Here is an 18,035-nt window from a genome sequence, read left to right as displayed (position 1 = left end):
TGGCTTGCGTCATGAGGTTCCCCGTCGGCCAGTGGCCGAGTGCTCCAAACGTTTTTGTAGTAGAAAGTCGTGCACTACTACCGCGAAAAAAGTGGCCCGGATTATGCCAGAAAAGCCCAAAAAAAGTAGGCCCCTCCTGTCGTAACGGCGTAAATCCGGCACCGAGCAGTGAATTTACCTGCGCTGAACCGTTTTAGTGACGGGTATCTGACGGGGTCTCGACACCCGCGCCGGCGAACAATTGAGCGACATCGGCGGCGTCGAACAGGTATTGCTGGTTGCAGAACTGACAGTCGATTTCAATCTTACCACCGTGTTCAACCACCAGATTCTGCGCGTCTTCCATACCCAGGCTGACCAGTGCGTTGGCTGAACGTTCGCGCGAGCAGCTGCAACGGAAGCGCAGTTTTTGCACGTCGAACAAACGCACTTGCTCTTCGTGGTAGAGACGATGCAGGACGGTTTCGTTGTCCAGGCCCAACAGCTCATCGGCAGTCAACGTCCCGCTCAACGCGGTGAGGTGCTGCCAGCTGGCGGCGCGTTCTTCTTCGTCTTTCAGGCGATCGGCAGGCAGTTGCTGCAGCAACAGGCCACGGGCGCGACGGCCATCGGCGCAAAGCTTGATGCGCGTGCCGATCTGTTGGGACATCACGAAGTAGTTGGTGAAGCAGTCAGACAGCGTTTCACCGTCCAGATCGACCACGCCCTGGTAGCGCTGGCCTTGTGTCGGGTCGATGGTCAGTGTCAGCGAGCCGTCGGGCATCAGATCGGCCAGGGTGGCGTCGGGCGCAATCCGCTCGGCCTCATAACGGGCCAGGCCTCGGATGTCGCGCTCGCTGGAACATTCGATCATCAGCAACGGGATCGGGCCTTCGGAGCGGGCCTGAAGGATCAGCAAGCCATCAAACTTCAAGGTGCCGACCAGCAACGCCGCCGCCGCCATCAGTTCGCCGAGCAGTTGCGCAACCGGCTCCGGATAGGCGTGTTTGGCCAGGACTTCAGCGTAGCTGAGCTCCAGCGAAACCATCTCGCCACGGGTGTCGCTGTCATCGAAGATGAAGCGTTGAGTGAAGTCGTTATCCGGTAGGTCGGTCATAAGTCTGGGTATCTGAAGTGGAGACAAAAGTGATTACAGAATTCGAGGTTACGCCTTGGCCACAGCCCCTGGCTGTCTGGTTATGGCTTACAGGCCGGCGACTGCGCGCGTTTTACGACGAACGGCACATACACGGCAGGCGAATTACCTCATATGGCTACGCGCAGGTGCAATTACAAGTCTTGGCCGGGTTGGTGCGATCGGCGGCGAGGTCAATCATTCGTTGCTGCTGCCCCGAAACTTGAACAGATCCCGGCGCTGCTTCTTGCTCGGCTTGCCATCGGTGCTCAAGCCCAGGGCGCCCGCCTTGCGCTCGGCGGCGGCGTTTTCTCGCTTGGCGATACTGGCGTCAGTTTCCGCGTACAGCGTCTGCGCTTCCGGCGCGCCTCGGCGCACGATCGACAGCGCCTTGACCACCACCGTGCGTTCCTCGAAACCGGTGCGGATCACAAATTCGTCGCCAATACGTGGCTCCTTGCCAGGCTTGCAACGCTCACCGCGGCAATGCACCTTGCCACTTTCAATCGCTGCCTTGGCCAAGGCGCGAGTTTTGTAAAACCGTGCAGCCCACAACCATTTATCGAGGCGGACTTTGTCGTCCTCTTCGTTTTTTTGTGCCATGGGATTTCCTCGTTCTGAAATATTGGTGAACTGTACTACCGTTCTGTCGTACCAAGAATTACTCCGGCCCGGACTACAATGCTGACATTCCATAACCTCCTTGTGGGGCTGGCAATCCGGGCCGTAGATATCTGTCGCCTTTTAACCATTATTCTGCGTGAATACCGCGGATTCGGCCGCCTGCGGCCACCGTGGTTTCTACCGGTTGAGCCATTTTGAAGACATTTGACCATTTGACCGTTGTCGGTCTGCGCGAGTGGGTGGCGCTCCCGGATCTGGGAGTCGCCGGCCTTCGCGCAAAAATCGACACCGGCGCCAGCACCTCCAGCCTGCATGCCACCGACATCGAGACGTTCGAGCGCGACGGTGGGCAGTGGGTACGCTTCACGGCGCACCTGGGCACGGTGGTGCAGTTGCGTCACCGGCGCTGCGAAGCCCCGCTGGTGACAAGAAAAACCATCAAAAGCTCCAACGGTCACGCGCAGGTGCGATACGTGATCAGCACCACCCTGGCCCTCGGTGATCGGGTCTGGCGGGTCGAGTTCACCCTCGCCTGCCGCAAGTCCATGCGATATCGCCTGTTACTCGGTTCCAAAGCCTTGATCGACGGCCAACTGGTGGTCAATCCGGGTATCAAGTATGTACAAGACAAGCCGGTGTTCCCGGTATCTACCTCCTCCACAGGTGTTGCATGAAGATCGCTGTGCTGTCGCGGAACCCGCGTCTGTATTCCACCCGTCGCCTGGTCGAAGCCGGTACCGAACGCGGCCATGAAATGGTGGTGGTCGATACCCTGCGCGCCTACATGAACATTGCCAGTCATAAACCGCAGATCCACTACCGCGGCAAGCCGCTGGAGGGCTTCGACGCGGTGATTCCGCGGATCGGTGCATCCGTTACTTTTTATGGCTGCGCAGTGTTGCGCCAGTTCGAAATGATGGGGGTTTTTCCGCTCAACGAATCGGTGGCTATTGCCCGTTCAAGGGACAAGCTGCGGTCGCTGCAATTGTTGTCGCGCCGGGGCATTGGTCTGCCGGTCACCGGTTTTGCCCACTCACCGGATGACATTCCCGATCTGATCGAAATGGTCAACGGAGCGCCACTGGTGATCAAGGTGCTGGAAGGCACCCAAGGCATCGGTGTGGTGCTGTGCGAAACCGCCACCGCGGCTGAGTCGGTGATCGAGGCGTTCATGGGCCTCAAGCAGAACATCATGGTCCAGGAGTACATCAAAGAAGCCGGTGGCGCCGACATTCGCTGCTTTGTAGTCGGCGACAAGGTGATTGCGGCCATGAAGCGCCAGGCCAAACCCGGCGAATTTCGCTCCAACCTGCACCGCGGTGGCAGTGCCAGCCTGATCAAGATCACCCCGGAAGAACGCATGACTGCTTTGCGTGCGGCAAAGGTCATGGGGCTGGCGGTGGCGGGGGTCGATATCCTGCGCTCCAATCACGGGCCGCTGGTGATGGAAGTGAACTCATCGCCGGGGCTGGAAGGGATCGAGACCACCACTGGCAAGAACGTGGCGGGGATCATCATTGAGCATCTGGAGAAGAATGGCGGCCCGAACATGACCCGGACCAAAGGCAAGGGCTGAGACACAACCACTGTGGCGAGGGAGCTTGCTCCCGCTCGGCTGCGTAGCAGTCGCAAGATCGGTGATCGTTCCCACGCTCTGCGTGGGAATGCAGCCGGGGGCGCTCCGCGCCCCCCCCAAGAGCCGAACGCGGAGCGTCCGAAGAGGCATTCCCACGCAGAGTGTGGGAACGATCGGGTTAGACGGCATCCCGCGGTAGCATCAACCCCAACGGCAAGCGCACCCGCGCTTCCAGCCCGCCACCAGTACGGTTACGCAGTTCAACATTGCCGCCGTGCATCGAGGCAATGCGCTTGACGATCGCCAGCCCCAACCCCGTGCCTTTGCCGCCTCTGGCACGATCACCGCGGGTGAACGGGTTGAAGATCGCCTCCAGCTCGGACGGATCGATCCCGGCACCACGGTCCATGACGCTCAACACCACGTAAGGTGCGCTCACATCCCCAGACACGTACGCCGCCACCTCCACACCACTGCCTGCGTGGTGCAGCGCATTGCCGATAAGGTTGTTGAGCAAGCGCTTCATCGATACCCGACGCAATGGAAACGGCTGGATCGGCTCCAGGCGCAAGCGTACTTTTTCTTCGTTCTGGTTATACGGCGCGGCAACCTCGCGGACCAGATCGCTCAGGTCCACCTCTTCCACCGACTCATCCCGGCCGTCGCGAATGAACGCCAGGAACTGATCGAGAATCGCATCCATGTCCTCGATATCCCGAACCATGTCATCGGTCAGGTCTGTGCGGTCGCCCATCAATTCCAGGGACAAGCGCAAACGGGTCAAGGGCGTGCGCAAGTCATGTGAAACTCCGGCCAGCATCAGTTCGCGCTCGCGACCGGCCTGCTCGACGTCTTCGGCCATTTGGTTGAAGGCGCGATAAACCTCGGTCATTTCGCTCGGTGTATCGCTGATCGGCAGGCGCACACTGCGACCCTGGCCGAGTTGTCGCGCGGCGTAGACCAGGCGCTTCAGAGGTTGATTGAGCTGACTGACGAAGATCCACGCCGAAGCGGTAGACAGCAAACCGATGGCCAGGAACCAGCCCAGTACATTCCAGATTTTCTGGCCACGCAATGGGTGCGGATACAGCGGCACTTTCAGCCAGCCATCCCCCAGGCTTGGCGCGCGAACCCACAGCGCCGGAGGCGAATGCATGCGCAACCGGACTTCGGTGTCGGCCCCCAATTCAGCCTGCATCTGCCGCTGATAGATCTCGCTGTAGGGCCAATGCTGTTCGCCTTCCGGCACGCCAGCGCCCACCACCCTGATCAGGGTCGCGGCTTCGGCAATCTTGTCACGATTGTTTTCATCGGCCGCCCAATAGGCGCGTAGCGTCAGGGCAACGCCGTGGCTGTACTGACGATCCACCAGCACGTCTTCGTTCATCAACAGATAAACCAGGGTCAGCGCCTTGGAGAACAGAACGACGATGAGCACCAGCCAAAGGGTGCGGGAGAAAAAGCTCTGGGGGAACCAAACGGGGGTTTTCATGGATAACCGCTACACACTTGCAGGAGCGAGCGATGCTCGCATATTGCGGATCGCGAGTCTGCGAGCAAAGTCATCTGACCCGTTGCCCGCAAGACCCGCTCCTACAAATCGCCGATCACTTGGTGGCGGCGCCATCCGGAACGAACACGTAGCCCACGCCCCAGACCGTCTGGATATAACGCGGTTTGGATGGATCGGGTTCGATCATCCGGCGCAGACGGGAAATCTGCACGTCGATGGAACGCTCCAGGGCATCCCACTCGCGGCCACGGGCCAGGTTCATCAGTTTGTCGCGGGTCAGCGGTTGACGGGCGTTCATCACCAGGGCCTTGAGCACGGCGAACTCACCGGTGGTGAGCATGTGCACTTCGTCACCGCGCTTGAGTTCGCGGGTGGCCAGGGACAGCTCGTAGTCACCGAAGGTCACGCTTTCGTCTTCGCTGCCAGGAGCGCCCGGCACCGGAGCCGACTGGCGACGCAGGACGGCTTTGACACGGGCCATCAGCTCATCGGGGTTGAACGGCTTGGCCAGGTAATCGTCGGCACCCAGTTCCAGGCCCTTGATACGGCTCAGCTCATCGCCCTTGGCGGTCAGCATGATGATCGGAATCTGGTTGTTCGCGCCACGCAGGCGGCGGCAGGCGGTCAGGCCGTCTTCACCGGGCAGCATCAGGTCGAGGACGACCAGGTTGAACACTTCGCGTGCCAGCAGGCGGTCCATTTGCTCGGTGTTCGGTACGGCGCGGGCGCGATAGCCCTTGCTGACGAAAAAACGCTCCAGCAGGCTGCTGAGGCCCGGGTCGTCGTCAACAATAAGAATTTTTTCGCCTTCAGCAATGTTTGCAGTGCTGCTCATTGGATGCTCCTTTTAGCTCGGCGCGCATTATGGCGTAGCTGCCGTTATACGCACCGTGTGCATTGTTAGCAGATTTTTCCTTTACCGCCAGAAAACCGGCCATTGAAGCCTCGGCCCGCAATGCCCCCGAATGCCGGAACGCTGGTTATAATGCGCGGCCTTTTGTGTCAGGCAACATCAGACAGGTACTACAGTCAGGCGTCGTTTTTTTCAGGGCGTCGGCAGTAATTGTTCGATTTCACGGGTCAACGGGATACCTTTTGATCCAGGTAGCGGCGCAGGCCAGGCCGCTCAACCAGACTCGCCGAGGCCCTAACTGCGTGCCTGCGAGCCTGCTTTCACAATTTGTCAGGTGGTTTTATGGACAGCATCAACAGCCGCATCGCCGAGGAACTCGGCGTACGCCCACAACAGGTCGAAGCGGCCGTCGCGCTACTCGATGAAGGCTCTACCGTTCCCTTCATCGCCCGTTACCGGAAAGAAGTGACCGGCAGCCTCGATGACACCCAGTTGCGTCATCTGGAAGAGCGTCTGCGCTACCTGCGAGAACTCGACGAACGGCGCATCAGCATCCTCGCCAGCATCCAGGAGCAAGGCAAGCTGACGCCGCAACTGGAACGCGACATCAAACTCGCCGACACCAAGACCCGCCTCGAAGACTTGTACCTGCCGTACAAGCAGAAGCGCCGCACCAAGGGCCAGATCGCCCTGGAAGCCGGCCTCGGCGAATTGGCCGATGGCTTGTTCAACGACCCGACCCTGAGCCCGGAAACCGAAGCCGCACGTTTCATCGACGCGGAAAAAGGCGTGGCCGATGTGAAGGCGGCCCTCGAAGGCGCCAAATACATCCTGATGGAGCGCTTCGCCGAAGACGCCGGCCTGCTCGACAAGCTGCGCAACTACCTCAAGCAGGAAGCGACCCTCAGTGCCCGCGTGATCGCCGGCAAGGAAGAGGAAGGCGCCAAGTTCCGTGATTACTTCGAACACGACGAACCGCTGAAAAGCATGCCGTCGCACCGCGCCCTGGCGATTTTCCGAGGCCGCAACGAAGGCATCCTCAGCTCCGCACTGAAAGTCGGCGACGAACTGCCGGGCACCATGCACCCGTGCGAAGGCATGATCGGCCAGCAATTCGGCATCCAGAACCAGAACCGTGCCGCCGACAAATGGCTGGGCGAAGTGGTGCGCTGGACCTGGAAGGTCAAGCTCTACACCCATCTGGAAACCGACTTGCTGGGTGAGCTGCGCGACGGCGCGGAAACCGAAGCGATCAATGTGTTCGCACACAACCTGCACGACCTGCTGCTGTCGGCGCCGGCCGGCCCGCGCGCGACCCTGGGCCTCGACCCGGGCCTGCGTACCGGTTGCAAGGTGGCCGTCGTCGATTCCACCGGCAAGCTGCTCGATCACGCCACGGTTTACCCGCACGTGCCGCATAACAAGTGGGACCAGACCATCGCGATTCTCGCCGCCCTGTGCGCCAAGCATTCGGTGGATCTGATCGCCATCGGCAACGGCACCGCCAGCCGTGAGACCGACAAGCTCGCCGCCGAACTGATCAAAAAATACCCGGCGATGAAGATGACCAAAGTCATGGTCTCGGAGGCCGGTGCATCGGTTTACTCGGCTTCGGAACTGGCGTCCAAGGAATTCCCGGATCTGGATGTATCGATCCGTGGCGCGGTGTCGATTGCCCGTCGCTTGCAAGACCCGTTGGCAGAGCTGGTCAAGATCGATCCGAAATCCATCGGTGTCGGCCAGTACCAGCACGACGTGTCGCAACTGAAACTGGCGCGTGGCCTGGACGCCGTGGTCGAGGATTGCGTGAACGCCGTAGGCGTGGACGTGAACACTGCTTCCGTGGCGCTGCTGGCGCGCATCTCCGGCCTCAACGCGACCCTGGCGCAGAACATCGTCAGCCATCGTGACGAGCACGGCGCGTTCAAAACCCGCGCAGCCTTGAAGAAAGTCGCACGCCTGGGCGAGAAAACCTTTGAACAGGCCGCCGGTTTCCTGCGTGTCATGAACGGTGAAAACCCGCTGGACTCGTCGGCAGTGCACCCGGAAGCCTATCCACTGGTACAGCGCATTGCCGCTGAAACCGACCGCGACATCCGCTCGCTGATCGGCGACGCTGCGTTCCTCAAGCGCCTCGATCCGAAGAAGTACACCGACGAAACCTTCGGTTTGCCAACCGTGACCGACATCCTGCAAGAGCTTGAAAAACCTGGCCGCGACCCACGCCCAGAGTTCAAGACCGCCGAGTTCCAGGAAGGCGTCGAAGACCTCAAGGACTTGCAACTGGGGATGATCCTCGAGGGCGTGGTGACCAACGTGACCAACTTCGGCGCGTTCGTCGACATCGGTGTGCATCAGGACGGTTTGGTGCATATCTCGGCTCTTTCCGAGAAGTTCATCAAGGATCCACGCGAAGCGGTGAAAGCCGGTGACGTGGTGAAGGTCAAGGTCATGGAAGTCGACATCCCGCGTAAACGCGTAGGGCTGTCGATGCGCATGAGCGACACCCCGGGCGAGAAAATCGACGGTGCTCGTGGCGCCCGTCCGGGCTCGGCCCCGCGTCAATCGCAGAACAGCGCGCCGCGCAAGGAAACCACGGCAGCGGCTCCGGCCAATAACGCCATGGCGTCGCTGTTCGCCAACGCCAAGCAATTGAAGAAGCGTTGATGGAGATCCCTGCGGGGTATACCGAAAGCGCTTTTTTCAAGTTGCTGGGCTGTCGCTTGCACAGCCTGGAAACCGGGGTGGCGCAAGTCGCCCTGGGGCTTGCGCCAGAACTGCGCAATCGCGCCGGCAAGCTGCACGGTGGGGCTTTGTTCAGTCTGGTGGACATTGCCATGGGGCTGGCCTGTTCCAGCAGCCATGGCTTTGACCAGCAGAGCGCGACCATCGAGTGCAAGATCAACTACATCCGCGCCGTCGAAGGCGGTGAGGTGATGTGCACGGCGCGGGTGATACACCCGGGCCGCCGCACGCTGGTGGTCGAGGCCGATGTGATGCAAGGCGACAAATTGGTCGCAAAAGCGCAAGGCACGTTCGCTGTCCTGTAGCTAGATGTCATCGATTTGAGTTAATTTCGCGATTAGAAACCTGTGGGAGCGAGCCTGCTCGCGATGACGGTGGGACAGACGACATGAATGTTGACTGATCCGCCCTCATCGCGAGCAGGCTCGCTCCCACAGGGATTGCGCAGTGATTGACTGACCGGCATATGGCCTGAGCGGCTCCAAAACCAGGCGAAAACGCCAGTTTCAACTTCACCCTTGTAGACCGTCTTGCCCACCCCCATATTGGGGCGACTGACGCGTGAAGGAATCCAACTTGAGCGAACTTCTCAACCGCCGCCTGGCCCTGCTCGGCGAGCGCGCTAACCTCTCTCTGCTCGAACAGTGCCTTCACGGCATCGAACGTGAATGCCTGCGCGTGACCGGCGAAGGTCGCCTGGCGCAAACGCCGCACCCGGAAGAATTGGGTTCCGCGCTGACCAACGAACAAATCACCACCGACTATTCCGAGTCGCTGCTGGAGTTCATCACCCCGGCCCTGCCCGATCCTGCCGATACGCTGGCGAGCCTGGACAGCATTCACCGTTTTGCCTACAGCAAGCTCGGCAACGAGTACCTGTGGAGTCCATCGATGCCGTGCCCGTTGCCGGCCGAGGAAGATATCCCGATCGCCTATTACGGCACCTCCAACATCGGGCAGCTCAAGTACGTGTACCGCAAGGGCCTGGCCCTGCGTTACGGCAAGACCATGCAGTGCATCGCCGGGATTCACTACAACTTTTCCCTGCCCGAAAAGCTGTGGCCGCTGCTCAAACAGGCTGAAGGCTTTGTCGGCACCGACCGCGATTATCAGTCGTCGGCGTACATCGCACTGATCCGCAACTTCCGCCGCTACAGCTGGCTGCTGATGTACCTGTTCGGTGCCTCGCCGGCGCTGGATGCAGGTTTCCTGCGCGGTCGTTCGCACCAATTGGAACAGCTCGATCCGGATACCCTGTACCTGCCGTACGCCACCAGCCTGCGCATGAGTGACCTGGGCTACCAGAGCAACGCCCAGGCCGGCCTGACGCCGTGTTACAACGACCTGGTCAGTTACACAGACAGCCTGCGCAAAGCGGTGGCCACGCCTTACGCGCCTTACGTCGAAGTCGGCACGCACAAGGACGGTGAGTGGATTCAGCTCAACACCAACATCCTGCAGATCGAAAACGAGTACTACTCCAACATTCGCCCCAAACGCGTGACCTACTCCGGCGAGCGGCCGATCCAGGCGCTGATGGCCCGTGGTATCCAGTACGTCGAGGTGCGTTGCCTGGACATCAACCCGTTCCTGCCGATGGGTATCGATATCACTGAATCGCGTTTCCTCGACGCCTTCCTGCTGTACTGCGCGCTGAACGACAGCCCGTTGCTGACCAATACCAGTTGCAGCAACGCGACTTCGAACTTCCTCAGCGTGGTCAAGGAAGGGCGCCGTCCGGGCCTGCAATTGCAACGCGACGGGCAACCGGTCGACCTCAAAGAGTGGGCAGGCCAATTGCTGGAAAGCATCGCGCCACTGGCGGCGCTGCTGGACCAGAGCCACGGCGGCGATGCTCACAGCAAGGCGCTGGATGCGCAGCTGGCCAAGGTCCAGGACCCAGCCTTGACGCCGTCCGCCCAGGTGCTGGCGGCAATGGCTGAACACAAGGAAAGCTTCGCTCAGTTCTCCCTGCGTCAGAGCCAGGCCCATGCGCAGTTTTTCCGCAGCGAGCCGTTGCCGGCCGAGCAACAGGCGAAGTTCGAAGAACTGGCTCGTGCGTCGCTGGCACAGCAGGTTGAGCTGGAGCAGAACGAAGTCGGCGATTTCGATGTGTTTGTCGGGTCGTATCAGGCGAGCATTCTGGCGATCAGTAACTGACAGCAATCCCTGTGGCGAGGAAGCTTGCTCCCGCTCGGCTGCGCAGCAGTCCAGACAACGCGTTGACCTGACACAACGCGTTGGATGAAATTGGGAGTCCTTCGTCCTCCAGCGGGAGCAAGCTCCCTCGCCACAAAGGCTCTCTCTACCATCCGCCTTAGAACTATGATCGTTCCCACGCAAAGTGTGGGAACGATCAGGGTAGCTGCTTAGATTTTTCCGCTCATAAGCTCATTCGAAAAAGTTATTTATTTTCGGATTCTTAGATCATTTAGTCTCCTTTCACGCCGACTTTCGTCCGCCTGACAAGGAGCATCCTGATGAAACTGCACTTCCCTCTTCGCCTGCTGGCGGCCGCGTCATTGGCAGCAGTCAGTTTGTTTGCCCAGGCGGCCGACGTCACTGTTGCTTACCAGACCACCGTTGACCCGGCGAAAGTCGCCCAGGCTGACGGCGCTTACGAGAAAGCCACCAAGGCCGACATCAGCTGGCGCAAATTCGATAACGGTGCCGACATCATTGCTGCAATCGCCTCCGGCGACGTGCAAATCGGCTATCTCGGTTCCAGCCCGTTGACCGCGGCCATCACCCGTAAAGTCCCGGTGGAAACATTCCTTATCGCTACCCAGATCGGCGCTGCCGAAGCCCTGGTGGCCCGCGACGGCTCCGGGATCAAGACCCCGCAAGACCTGATCGGCAAGAAAATCGCCGTGCCGTTCGTTTCCACCGGCCACTACAGCCTGTTGGCGGCGCTCAAGCACTGGAACATCGACCCGTCGAAAGTCACCGTCCTCAACCTCGCCCCGCCGGCCATCATTGCCGCGTGGAAACGCGGTGACATCGACGCTACTTACGTTTGGGACCCGGCCCTGGGTGTCGCCAAGGAAAACGGCAAAGTGCTGATCACTTCCGGCGAACTGGCCAAGTTCGGTGCGCCGACTTTCGATGCCTGGATCGTGCGCAAGGACTTCGCCGAGAAGCACCCGGAAATCGTCACCGCGTTCGCCAAAGTGACCCTGGACGCCTACGCCGATTACCGCAAAGACCCGCAAGCCTGGCTCGCCAACCAGAGCAACGTCGACAAACTGGTGAAGCTCTCCGGCGCCAAGGCCAGCGACATTCCACTGCTGCTGCAAGGCAACGTCTACCCATTGGCGGCCGATCAAGTGACCAGCCTCGGAGCACCAACCACCAAGGCCATCACCGACACCGCCGTGTTCCTCAAGGAACAAGGCAAGGTCGAAGCCGTGCTGCCGGACTACGCGCCGTACGTCAGCGCCAAGTTCATCACCAACTGATCGGGAGTCGACTCGATGGCTTTGCTACAGCTGGAGCGCATCAGTGCACAGTACCCTGGCAGCCCTGCACCTGTGCTGGCGGATATTTCCTTGAGCCTGGGGCCGCAGCAATTGCTGGTCGCCCTCGGTCCGTCCGGCAGTGGCAAGACTTCGCTGTTGAACCTGATTGCCGGATTCGTCGCACCCAGCGCCGGGCGCATCACCCTCGATGGCGTGCCGGTAAAAGGCCCGAGCGCCGAACGTGGCGTGGTGTTCCAGGACGACGCCTTGCTGCCTTGGCAAGACGTGCTGGCCAATGTCGGCTTTGGCCTTGAGCTGGCGGGCGTCTCTCGGGACAAACGCGAAATCCGTGCCCGGGAAATGCTCGCGCTGGTGGATCTTTCAGGCTTCGAAAACCGCCGGATCTGGCAACTCTCCGGCGGCCAGAAGCAGCGCGTCGGCCTGGCCCGCGCCCTCGCTGCCGACCCTCGCGTCTTGCTGATGGACGAACCTTTCGGCGCGCTCGACGCGTTCACCCGCGAGCAGATGCAGGAGCTGCTGCTGCAAGTCTGGCGGCGCACTGCCAAACCGGTATTCCTGATCACCCATGACATTGAAGAAGCGGTGTTCCTCGCCACGGATCTGATTCTGCTGGCGCCCAATCCCGGGCAAATCGTCGAACGCCTGAGCCTCGATTTCGGCCAGCGTTACGCCGCCGGTGAGTCGGCGCGCTCGATCAAGTCCGACCCGCGCTTTATCGAAACCCGCGAACACGTGCTCGCCAAAGTGTTCTCCCAACGCAGCGCCGTTCCACGGCAGGAGCACGCATGAGCAGCTATGAAATTCCCGCAGCGGCGGTCAAGACAAACACCACCGCAATCGTTGTGCGCCGCAGTTTGAGTACGCGCTGGATCAGTGTGCTGACGCTGGTCGCGCTGATTGTCATCTGGTGGGCCGTGACGGCGACCGGTTTGATCGAGCCGCTATTCCTGCCGTCACCATCGGCCGTGCTGCAAAAAGGCTGGCTGCTGGCGACCAGCGGCTACATGGATTCAACCCTGTGGCAGCACTTGGGCGCGAGTCTCAGCCGCATCGGCCTGGGCCTGGGCTTCGCGGTGTTGACGGCTGTCCCAGTCGGCATTGCCATCGGCCACAATCGCATAGCTCGCGGCATTCTCGATCCGCTGATCGAGTTCTATCGCCCGATTCCACCGCTGGCCTATCTGCCGCTGATCGTGATCTGGTGCGGCATTGGCGAGTTGTCGAAAGTGCTGTTGATCTTCCTGGCGATTTTCGCTCCGATCGCCATTGCCACCGCCACCGGTGTGCGCACGGTGGACCCGGCCAAGCTGCGCGCTGCGCAGTCCCTGGGTGCGACGCGGGCACAGTTGATTCGACATGTGATTTTGCCCAGTGCATTACCGGACATCCTGACTGGCGTGCGCATCGGTTTGGGCGTGGGTTGGTCGACACTGGTCGCCGCCGAGCTGATTGCCGCCACCAGCGGCCTGGGTTTCATGGTGCAGTCGGCCGCGCAGTTCCTGGTCACCGATGTGGTGGTGCTGGGGATCCTGGTGATCGCGCTGATCGCCTTCGCCATGGAAATGGGCTTGCGCAAGTTGCAACGCAAACTGGTGCCGTGGCACGGCCAGGCTCACTGATACGTTTTGATCGCACTGACTACGCCGACAGCCCCGGATTGAAGAGAACCACCATGAGCCACCTGACCATCGTCCCCCTCAGCTCTGCCCTCGGCGCACAGATCAGTGGCGTCGACATCAGCCAGCCGCTGAATCTGGAACAGCGTGATGCCATCGAACAAGCGCTGCTCAAGCATCAAGTGCTGTTCTTCCGCGACCAGCCAATCACCCCACAGCAGCAGGCGCGTTTCGCCGCCAATTTCGGCGACCTGCACATTCACCCGATCTACCCGAATGTGCCGGAGCAACCGCAAGTGCTGATCCTCGATACCGCCGTCACCGACGTGCGCGACAACGCGATCTGGCACACCGACGTGACCTTCCTGCCGACCCCGGCCATGGGCGCGGTGCTCAGCGCCAAGCTGTTGCCGGAGTTTGGTGGCGATACCTTGTGGGCCAGTGGAATCGCAGCGTATGAAGCGTTGTCGGCACCGTTCAAAACCTTGCTCGAAGGCCTGACCGCCACCCACGACTTCACCCGTTCGTTTCCGTTGGAGCGCTATGGCAACACGCCTGAAGCGCTGGCCCAATGGGAAGAAGCGCGGCGCAAGAATCCGCCGCTGTCGCACCCGGTAATCCGCACCCATCCGGTGAGCGGGCGCCGCTCGCTGTTCGTCAACGAAGGCTTCACTTCGAAGATCAACGAACTGTCGGAAACCGAGAGCGAGGCGATTCTGAAGTTCCTGTTCGCCCACGCAACACGGCCGGAATTCACCATTCGCTGGCGCTGGCAGAAAGACGACATCGCCTTCTGGGACAACCGCGTGACTCAGCATTACGCGGTGGATGACTACCGGCCGGCGCGGCGGGTGATGCAGCGGGCGACAGTGTTGGGGGATGTGCCGTTTTTTCGCTGATTTGATCGTTCCCACGCTCTGCGTGGGAATGCCGCCCGGGACGCTCCGCGTCCCATCCGAAAGCCGAACGCGGAGCGTCCGTTGATGCATTCCCACGCGGAGCGTGGGAACGATCATGCTGTCACTCAGCCGTCGAAGGCTTCTCCCACAGATTGATCCCGCCCTCTTGGGCAAAACGATCGATCTCCGCCAGCTCCTCTGCACTGAAGCTCAAGTTCCGCAACGCCCCGACGTTCTCGATGATCTGCTCTGGCCGGCTCGCACCGATCAGTGCCGACGTCACCCGCGGGTCGCGCAGGGTCCAGGCCAGTGCCAGTTGCGCCAGGCTCTGACCGCGGCGCTTGGCGATTTCATTGAGTGCACGCACGTGGGCAATGTTGGTCTCGGACAGGTGCGAAGCCTGCAACGAACCGCCGCCCGGACGGTTGACCCGCGCGTCGCTCGGGACACCGTTGAGGTATTTGTCGGTCAGCAAACCCTGAGCCAGCGGTGTAAACGCAATCACGCCGGTGCCCAGTTCGTCAGTGGTGTCGAGCAGATCTTTTTCCACCCAGCGATTGAGCAGGTTGTAGGCCGGCTGATGGATCAACAACGGCACCTTCCACTCCTTGAGCAATGCCGCCATCTCACGGGTTTTCACCCCTGAGTACGACGAGATGCCGATGTACAACGCCTTGCCCTGCTGCACTGCCGTGGCCAATGCGCTGGCGGTTTCTTCCAGCGGCGTATCCGGGTCGAAGCGGTGCGAATAGAAAATGTCGACGTAGTCCAGGCCCAGACGCTGCAGGCTCTGGTCGAGGCTGGCCAGCACGTACTTGCGCGAACCGCCGCCCTGACCGTAAGGACCGGGCCACATGTCCCAACCGGCCTTGCTGGAGATGATCAACTCATCCCGGTACTGCTTGAAGTCTTCCCGCAGCAATCGACCGAAATTGATCTCGGCGCTGCCGTATGGCGGACCGTAGTTATTGGCCAGGTCGAAATGGTTGATGCCCAGGTCGAACGCCGTACGCAGCAGCGCCCGCTGGGTGTCGATCGGCGTGCTGTCGCCGAAGTTGTGCCACAGGCCCAGCGACAGCGCCGGCAGCACCAGACCGCTGCGACCAACGCGGCGGTAAGGAATGGAGTCGTAGCGGTTTTCGGCAGCGGTGTAAGTCATCGAATCCTCTCTTGTCTGTCTTGAATCTGGTCTCGACTGCTTCGCCAGTCGCCCAGCATACCCTCAGACAAACACCAGAAAACCCCGGACTCGACTAATTGCTGAAACGTTTCATATTTCTTTCGCCTAACCTTATGCCGACAATTCGCGCAGAGCTGCCGCCGCCAGAAAACCGGAGCGCGAACTGTAGCGTTGATCACGTCTGACAGTCTGATCGATACGCTCAAGCAACTGTTCCGGCAACGTCGCATTGAAGCGCACTGACTTGCCGAAATAAGGCGTGATATCAAACTCAACTACCGCCCACACACCACCTGCGTAATCGGGATTTTCAAGGTGGGCATCAATCTCGCGTACCTGTGGCAATGGCTCGCCATCGGCTACCAACCCTTCGTAGTGCAGGGACAGCGCCTCTTTCACGCTTTCAAGTGCCTGCGCCACGGTGCTGCCGGCCGAGAAACAACCTGGCACATCAGGGACGATCACTCCGTAGTCCGAGTCGGCATCCTTGTGCAGAACAACCGGGAAATTCATTTCGATGAGCCCTTCATGTGATGTGTCCCTGCAGGGACTTTCGTATCTGGTGGCGGGCATCATTTGAGTCCCGCCTGTTTCAATATGCTGCTGATCGTTCCTTTCGGAAGATCCGAATCCGGGTGTTTGACCGTCACCCTCCCGGGCTTGCAGGGATGCTTGTACTGATGATGGCTTCCCCTTACGGCAACCAGATACCAACCATCGTCCTCGATCATCCTGATCATTTCCCGACTTCGCATTTCCTTCGCCTTTTTCCACAGCAATCGCTGCGTACTTTAAGCAGGTCGAAGTGGAAACAATACACACCATACACACTTGGCAAAATAATAGCCGATCTGGACGAAGTCGACTTTTCCTCTCGGACCGGCGGCTACTGCGCTTTCGCAAACACCTCCCCCATCCAATCCACAAACACCCGGACCCGTGGCGACATGTGTCGGTTGTGCGTGTACAGCACTGAAATTGGCAGGTAAGCAGGACTGGCGCTGGTGATCTGACGCAGGCGGGATGGTTTAACTATGCTCGCTGTATGGGGTTGAATCAGTAAAGGCTTGCCCGCGATGACGGCCTTTACGGCAACACACATTTAAATGGCGAAACCCACCATGCACACGACGATCATCATCACCTTTGGCCTGATTCTCCTGGCGCTGATGCTCTACATCGGCGAGAAAATCGGCTTCAGCCGCCAGATTCTGGCCTACAGCTTTATCGTGCTGTGGCTGGCGCTGACGTTGATCAACGGCGCGGTCGGCATCGTGCATGCCGGCCAGCCGTTAAGCACCGAGCTGGTGGTGGGAAGCGCCGTGTTCGGTATCCCGGTGGCGGCGCTCGTGTTGTTCATGGTGCTGACCACCGAGACCTGAGAGACCGATCAACGCACCAGGTGCAGGAACTGCATGTGCCGTTCGTACTGATCGAGGATGTCATTGATGATCTGCTCCTTGGTATAGCCCACCAGATCGTAGTTCTGACTGCCCTCGCTCAAGTGCACTTCGGCCCGATAGTAGCGACGATTGTTGAGCTCCTTGGAGCCCATGCCACCCCGGGCAAACGACGGCGTGAAGTAGCCACGCATTTGCACCTGGTAGATAAACGGGTGTTCATCGCCGTGACCGATTTCCAGGCTGACGCTGTCGTTGACCGGCTCTGGATGGGTGATCACCTTGAGGCCCTTCTCGACGAATACCGCCGAGACCTCTTCAATCGCCGGACGTACCGTCGTGTCGAGGAAGCGATACACCTCGTCCCGCGACGGAAAATGCACCGCCTGACTCAAGCGCTGGCGCCAGCCACCGCGCCGCGAGCCGGACACCGGTGCCAGGGAATGCAGTTGCGCGATCTGTTTCTGCGATTCCAGATAAAACGCCTTGTGCAGACCCCACATCATCAGCAGCAAAATCAGCGAGAACGGCAGCGAGGTCAGGACCACCGCTGACTTCAATGCGTCGATGCTGCCGGAGAACAGCAGCGCACTGGTCACCAGCGCCGTCATTGCTCCCCAGAACACCCGCAGCCATTTCGGCCCATCCTCATCCGGGTTGCCACCCTTGGCGGACAGGGTCGACAACACCACGGTGCCCGAGTCGGCGGAAGTGACGAAGAACACGAAGCTGATGAACACCGTGACCGCAATCACGGTTTTGCTCCACGGGTAGGTTTCCAGCAGCAGGTAGAGGGTCATCGAGGGGTTGTCGATGGCCGACATGCCCAGCGCGCTCATGCCGTGGTTGAGCACCTGGTCGATGGCGCTGTTGCCGAAGATCGACATCCACGCCAGGGTGAAACCCAGCGGAATCAACAGCACGCCGAAGACGAACTCGCGGATGGTCCGGCCACGGGAAATCCGCGCGATGAACAGGCCTACGAACGGCGACCATGCGATCCACCAGGCCCAATAGAACACGGTCCAGCCGCCCA

At 60.3% G+C, this 18,035-nt stretch carries 17 protein-coding genes and 2 pseudogenes; 10 read left to right on the top strand and 9 right to left on the bottom strand.

Annotation, left to right across the window (positions count from 1 at the left end; genetic code table 11):
• Window positions 1-193: 193 nt before the first annotated feature.
• On the bottom strand, window positions 194-1,096 hold the full coding sequence (gene hslO / locus D8V06_RS02915; RefSeq protein WP_056852109.1) for an Hsp33 family molecular chaperone HslO: 903 nt from the start codon (window positions 1,094-1,096) through the stop codon (window positions 194-196).
• A gap of 216 nt (window positions 1,097-1,312) precedes the next feature.
• Window positions 1,313-1,717: a S4 domain-containing protein gene (locus D8V06_RS02910; protein WP_130907197.1), complete on the bottom strand. Its 405-nt coding sequence runs from the start codon at window positions 1,715-1,717 to the stop codon at window positions 1,313-1,315.
• A gap of 275 nt (window positions 1,718-1,992) precedes the next feature.
• Between D8V06_RS02910 and D8V06_RS02905 the strand changes: the two genes are divergently transcribed.
• Both D8V06_RS02905 and rimK read left to right on the top strand, forming a co-directional pair.
• On the top strand, window positions 1,993-2,412 hold the full coding sequence (locus D8V06_RS02905) for an ATP-dependent zinc protease (protein ID WP_236708394.1): 420 nt from the start codon (window positions 1,993-1,995) through the stop codon (window positions 2,410-2,412).
• The gene (gene rimK / locus D8V06_RS02900; RefSeq protein ID WP_007972871.1) at window positions 2,409-3,314 is read left to right on the top strand and encodes a 30S ribosomal protein S6--L-glutamate ligase; all 906 of its coding nucleotides are present in this window, start codon (window positions 2,409-2,411) and stop codon (window positions 3,312-3,314) included. The genes D8V06_RS02905 and rimK overlap by 4 nt, the downstream gene beginning before the upstream one ends.
• A 178-nt stretch (window positions 3,315-3,492) precedes the next feature.
• Here rimK and D8V06_RS02895 read toward each other — a convergent pair whose 3' ends face one another.
• Together D8V06_RS02895 and ompR are read right to left on the bottom strand one after the other, a co-directional pair.
• Complete coding sequence (locus D8V06_RS02895; RefSeq protein ID WP_056852106.1) at window positions 3,493-4,806, bottom strand: ATP-binding protein; 1,314 nt, start codon at window positions 4,804-4,806, stop codon at window positions 3,493-3,495.
• A gap of 115 nt (window positions 4,807-4,921) precedes the next feature.
• Window positions 4,922-5,662 carry a two-component system response regulator OmpR gene (gene ompR, locus D8V06_RS02890; protein WP_008032260.1) on the bottom strand — a complete coding sequence of 247 codons (741 nt, stop codon included), beginning with the start codon at window positions 5,660-5,662 and terminating at the stop codon, window positions 4,922-4,924.
• Window positions 5,663-6,022: 360 nt separating this feature from the next.
• Between ompR and D8V06_RS02885 the strand changes: the two genes are divergently transcribed.
• From D8V06_RS02885 to tauD, 7 genes are all read left to right on the top strand, one after another.
• Entirely contained in the window at window positions 6,023-8,347 is a 2,325-nt protein-coding gene (locus D8V06_RS02885; protein ID WP_130907198.1) for a Tex family protein, read from the top strand.
• Window positions 8,347-8,730: a PaaI family thioesterase gene (locus D8V06_RS02880; protein ID WP_056852103.1), complete on the top strand. Its 384-nt coding sequence runs from the start codon at window positions 8,347-8,349 to the stop codon at window positions 8,728-8,730. Before D8V06_RS02885 ends, D8V06_RS02880 begins: the two co-directional genes overlap by 1 nt.
• A 271-nt stretch (window positions 8,731-9,001) precedes the next feature.
• The gene (gene gshA, locus D8V06_RS02870; protein ID WP_130930405.1) at window positions 9,002-10,585 is read left to right on the top strand and encodes a glutamate--cysteine ligase; all 1,584 of its coding nucleotides are present in this window, start codon (window positions 9,002-9,004) and stop codon (window positions 10,583-10,585) included.
• Between the two features lie 320 nt (window positions 10,586-10,905).
• Complete coding sequence (gene tauA, locus D8V06_RS02865) at window positions 10,906-11,883, top strand: taurine ABC transporter substrate-binding protein (protein WP_130930404.1); 978 nt, start codon at window positions 10,906-10,908, stop codon at window positions 11,881-11,883.
• Between the two features lie 15 nt (window positions 11,884-11,898).
• Window positions 11,899-12,693 carry a taurine ABC transporter ATP-binding subunit gene (gene tauB, locus D8V06_RS02860; RefSeq protein WP_130930403.1) on the top strand — a complete coding sequence of 265 codons (795 nt, stop codon included), beginning with the start codon at window positions 11,899-11,901 and terminating at the stop codon, window positions 12,691-12,693.
• Window positions 12,690-13,523, top strand: a complete 834-nt coding sequence (gene tauC / locus D8V06_RS02855; RefSeq protein WP_130930402.1) for a taurine ABC transporter permease TauC — start codon at window positions 12,690-12,692, stop codon at window positions 13,521-13,523. Before tauB ends, tauC begins: the two co-directional genes overlap by 4 nt.
• A gap of 53 nt (window positions 13,524-13,576) precedes the next feature.
• Window positions 13,577-14,419, top strand: a complete 843-nt coding sequence (gene tauD / locus D8V06_RS02850) for a taurine dioxygenase (RefSeq protein WP_130907202.1) — start codon at window positions 13,577-13,579, stop codon at window positions 14,417-14,419.
• A 121-nt stretch (window positions 14,420-14,540) separates the two neighbouring features.
• On the opposite strand, the gene mgrA is transcribed toward tauD, so the two are convergent.
• The 4 genes and pseudogenes from mgrA to D8V06_RS30695 form a co-directional block, all read right to left on the bottom strand.
• The gene (gene mgrA, locus D8V06_RS02845; RefSeq protein ID WP_130930401.1) at window positions 14,541-15,578 is read right to left on the bottom strand and encodes an L-glyceraldehyde 3-phosphate reductase; all 1,038 of its coding nucleotides are present in this window, start codon (window positions 15,576-15,578) and stop codon (window positions 14,541-14,543) included.
• A 132-nt stretch (window positions 15,579-15,710) separates the two neighbouring features.
• Window positions 15,711-16,112 carry a type II toxin-antitoxin system HicB family antitoxin gene (locus D8V06_RS02840; RefSeq protein WP_056852096.1) on the bottom strand — a complete coding sequence of 134 codons (402 nt, stop codon included), beginning with the start codon at window positions 16,110-16,112 and terminating at the stop codon, window positions 15,711-15,713.
• 59 nt (window positions 16,113-16,171) lie between these two features.
• A complete protein-coding gene (locus D8V06_RS02835; protein WP_130904538.1) occupies window positions 16,172-16,354 on the bottom strand; it encodes a type II toxin-antitoxin system HicA family toxin in 183 nt (60 codons plus the stop codon).
• 131 nt (window positions 16,355-16,485) lie between these two features.
• A pseudogene (locus D8V06_RS30695) lies at window positions 16,486-16,584 on the bottom strand (LysR family transcriptional regulator); the annotation flags it as partial.
• A gap of 136 nt (window positions 16,585-16,720) precedes the next feature.
• On the opposite strand from D8V06_RS30695, the gene D8V06_RS02825 reads away from it, so the two are divergent.
• The gene (locus D8V06_RS02825; RefSeq protein WP_056852094.1) at window positions 16,721-16,981 is read left to right on the top strand and encodes a hypothetical protein; all 261 of its coding nucleotides are present in this window, start codon (window positions 16,721-16,723) and stop codon (window positions 16,979-16,981) included.
• 8 nt (window positions 16,982-16,989) lie between these two features.
• Here the strand turns inward: D8V06_RS02825 and betT are convergent.
• A pseudogene (gene betT / locus D8V06_RS02820) lies at window positions 16,990-18,035 on the bottom strand (choline transporter BetT); the annotation flags it as partial.

It is taken from the genome of Pseudomonas sp. Sample_24 (genome assembly GCF_004307605.1).
Taxonomy (GTDB): Bacteria; Pseudomonadota; Gammaproteobacteria; order Pseudomonadales; family Pseudomonadaceae; genus Aquipseudomonas.
Note: the sequence above shows the minus strand (reverse complement) of the source record. Positions and strands in the feature narration are given on the sequence as shown.

What these genes read in the sequence shown, in the direction of transcription:
- tauD (WP_130907202.1), top strand. Translation starts at nt 13,577, where the DNA reads ATGAGCCACCTGACCATCGTCCCCCTCAGCTCTGCCCTCGGCGCACAG.
- D8V06_RS02825 (WP_056852094.1), top strand. Translation starts at nt 16,721, where the DNA reads ATGCACACGACGATCATCATCACCTTTGGCCTGATTCTCCTGGCGCTG.
- tauC (WP_130930402.1), top strand. Translation starts at nt 12,690, where the DNA reads ATGAGCAGCTATGAAATTCCCGCAGCGGCGGTCAAGACAAACACCACC.
- D8V06_RS02880 (WP_056852103.1), top strand. Translation starts at nt 8,347, where the DNA reads ATGGAGATCCCTGCGGGGTATACCGAAAGCGCTTTTTTCAAGTTGCTG.
- D8V06_RS02910 (WP_130907197.1), bottom strand. Translation starts at nt 1,717, where the DNA reads ATGGCACAAAAAAACGAAGAGGACGACAAAGTCCGCCTCGATAAATGG.
- hslO (WP_056852109.1), bottom strand. Translation starts at nt 1,096, where the DNA reads ATGACCGACCTACCGGATAACGACTTCACTCAACGCTTCATCTTCGAT.
- tauA (WP_130930404.1), top strand. Translation starts at nt 10,906, where the DNA reads ATGAAACTGCACTTCCCTCTTCGCCTGCTGGCGGCCGCGTCATTGGCA.
- mgrA (WP_130930401.1), bottom strand. Translation starts at nt 15,578, where the DNA reads ATGACTTACACCGCTGCCGAAAACCGCTACGACTCCATTCCTTACCGC.
- D8V06_RS02885 (WP_130907198.1), top strand. Translation starts at nt 6,023, where the DNA reads ATGGACAGCATCAACAGCCGCATCGCCGAGGAACTCGGCGTACGCCCA.
- tauB (WP_130930403.1), top strand. Translation starts at nt 11,899, where the DNA reads ATGGCTTTGCTACAGCTGGAGCGCATCAGTGCACAGTACCCTGGCAGC.
- ompR (WP_008032260.1), bottom strand. Translation starts at nt 5,662, where the DNA reads ATGAGCAGCACTGCAAACATTGCTGAAGGCGAAAAAATTCTTATTGTT.
- rimK (WP_007972871.1), top strand. Translation starts at nt 2,409, where the DNA reads ATGAAGATCGCTGTGCTGTCGCGGAACCCGCGTCTGTATTCCACCCGT.
- D8V06_RS02835 (WP_130904538.1), bottom strand. Translation starts at nt 16,354, where the DNA reads ATGCGAAGTCGGGAAATGATCAGGATGATCGAGGACGATGGTTGGTAT.
- D8V06_RS02840 (WP_056852096.1), bottom strand. Translation starts at nt 16,112, where the DNA reads ATGAATTTCCCGGTTGTTCTGCACAAGGATGCCGACTCGGACTACGGA.
- D8V06_RS02895 (WP_056852106.1), bottom strand. Translation starts at nt 4,806, where the DNA reads ATGAAAACCCCCGTTTGGTTCCCCCAGAGCTTTTTCTCCCGCACCCTT.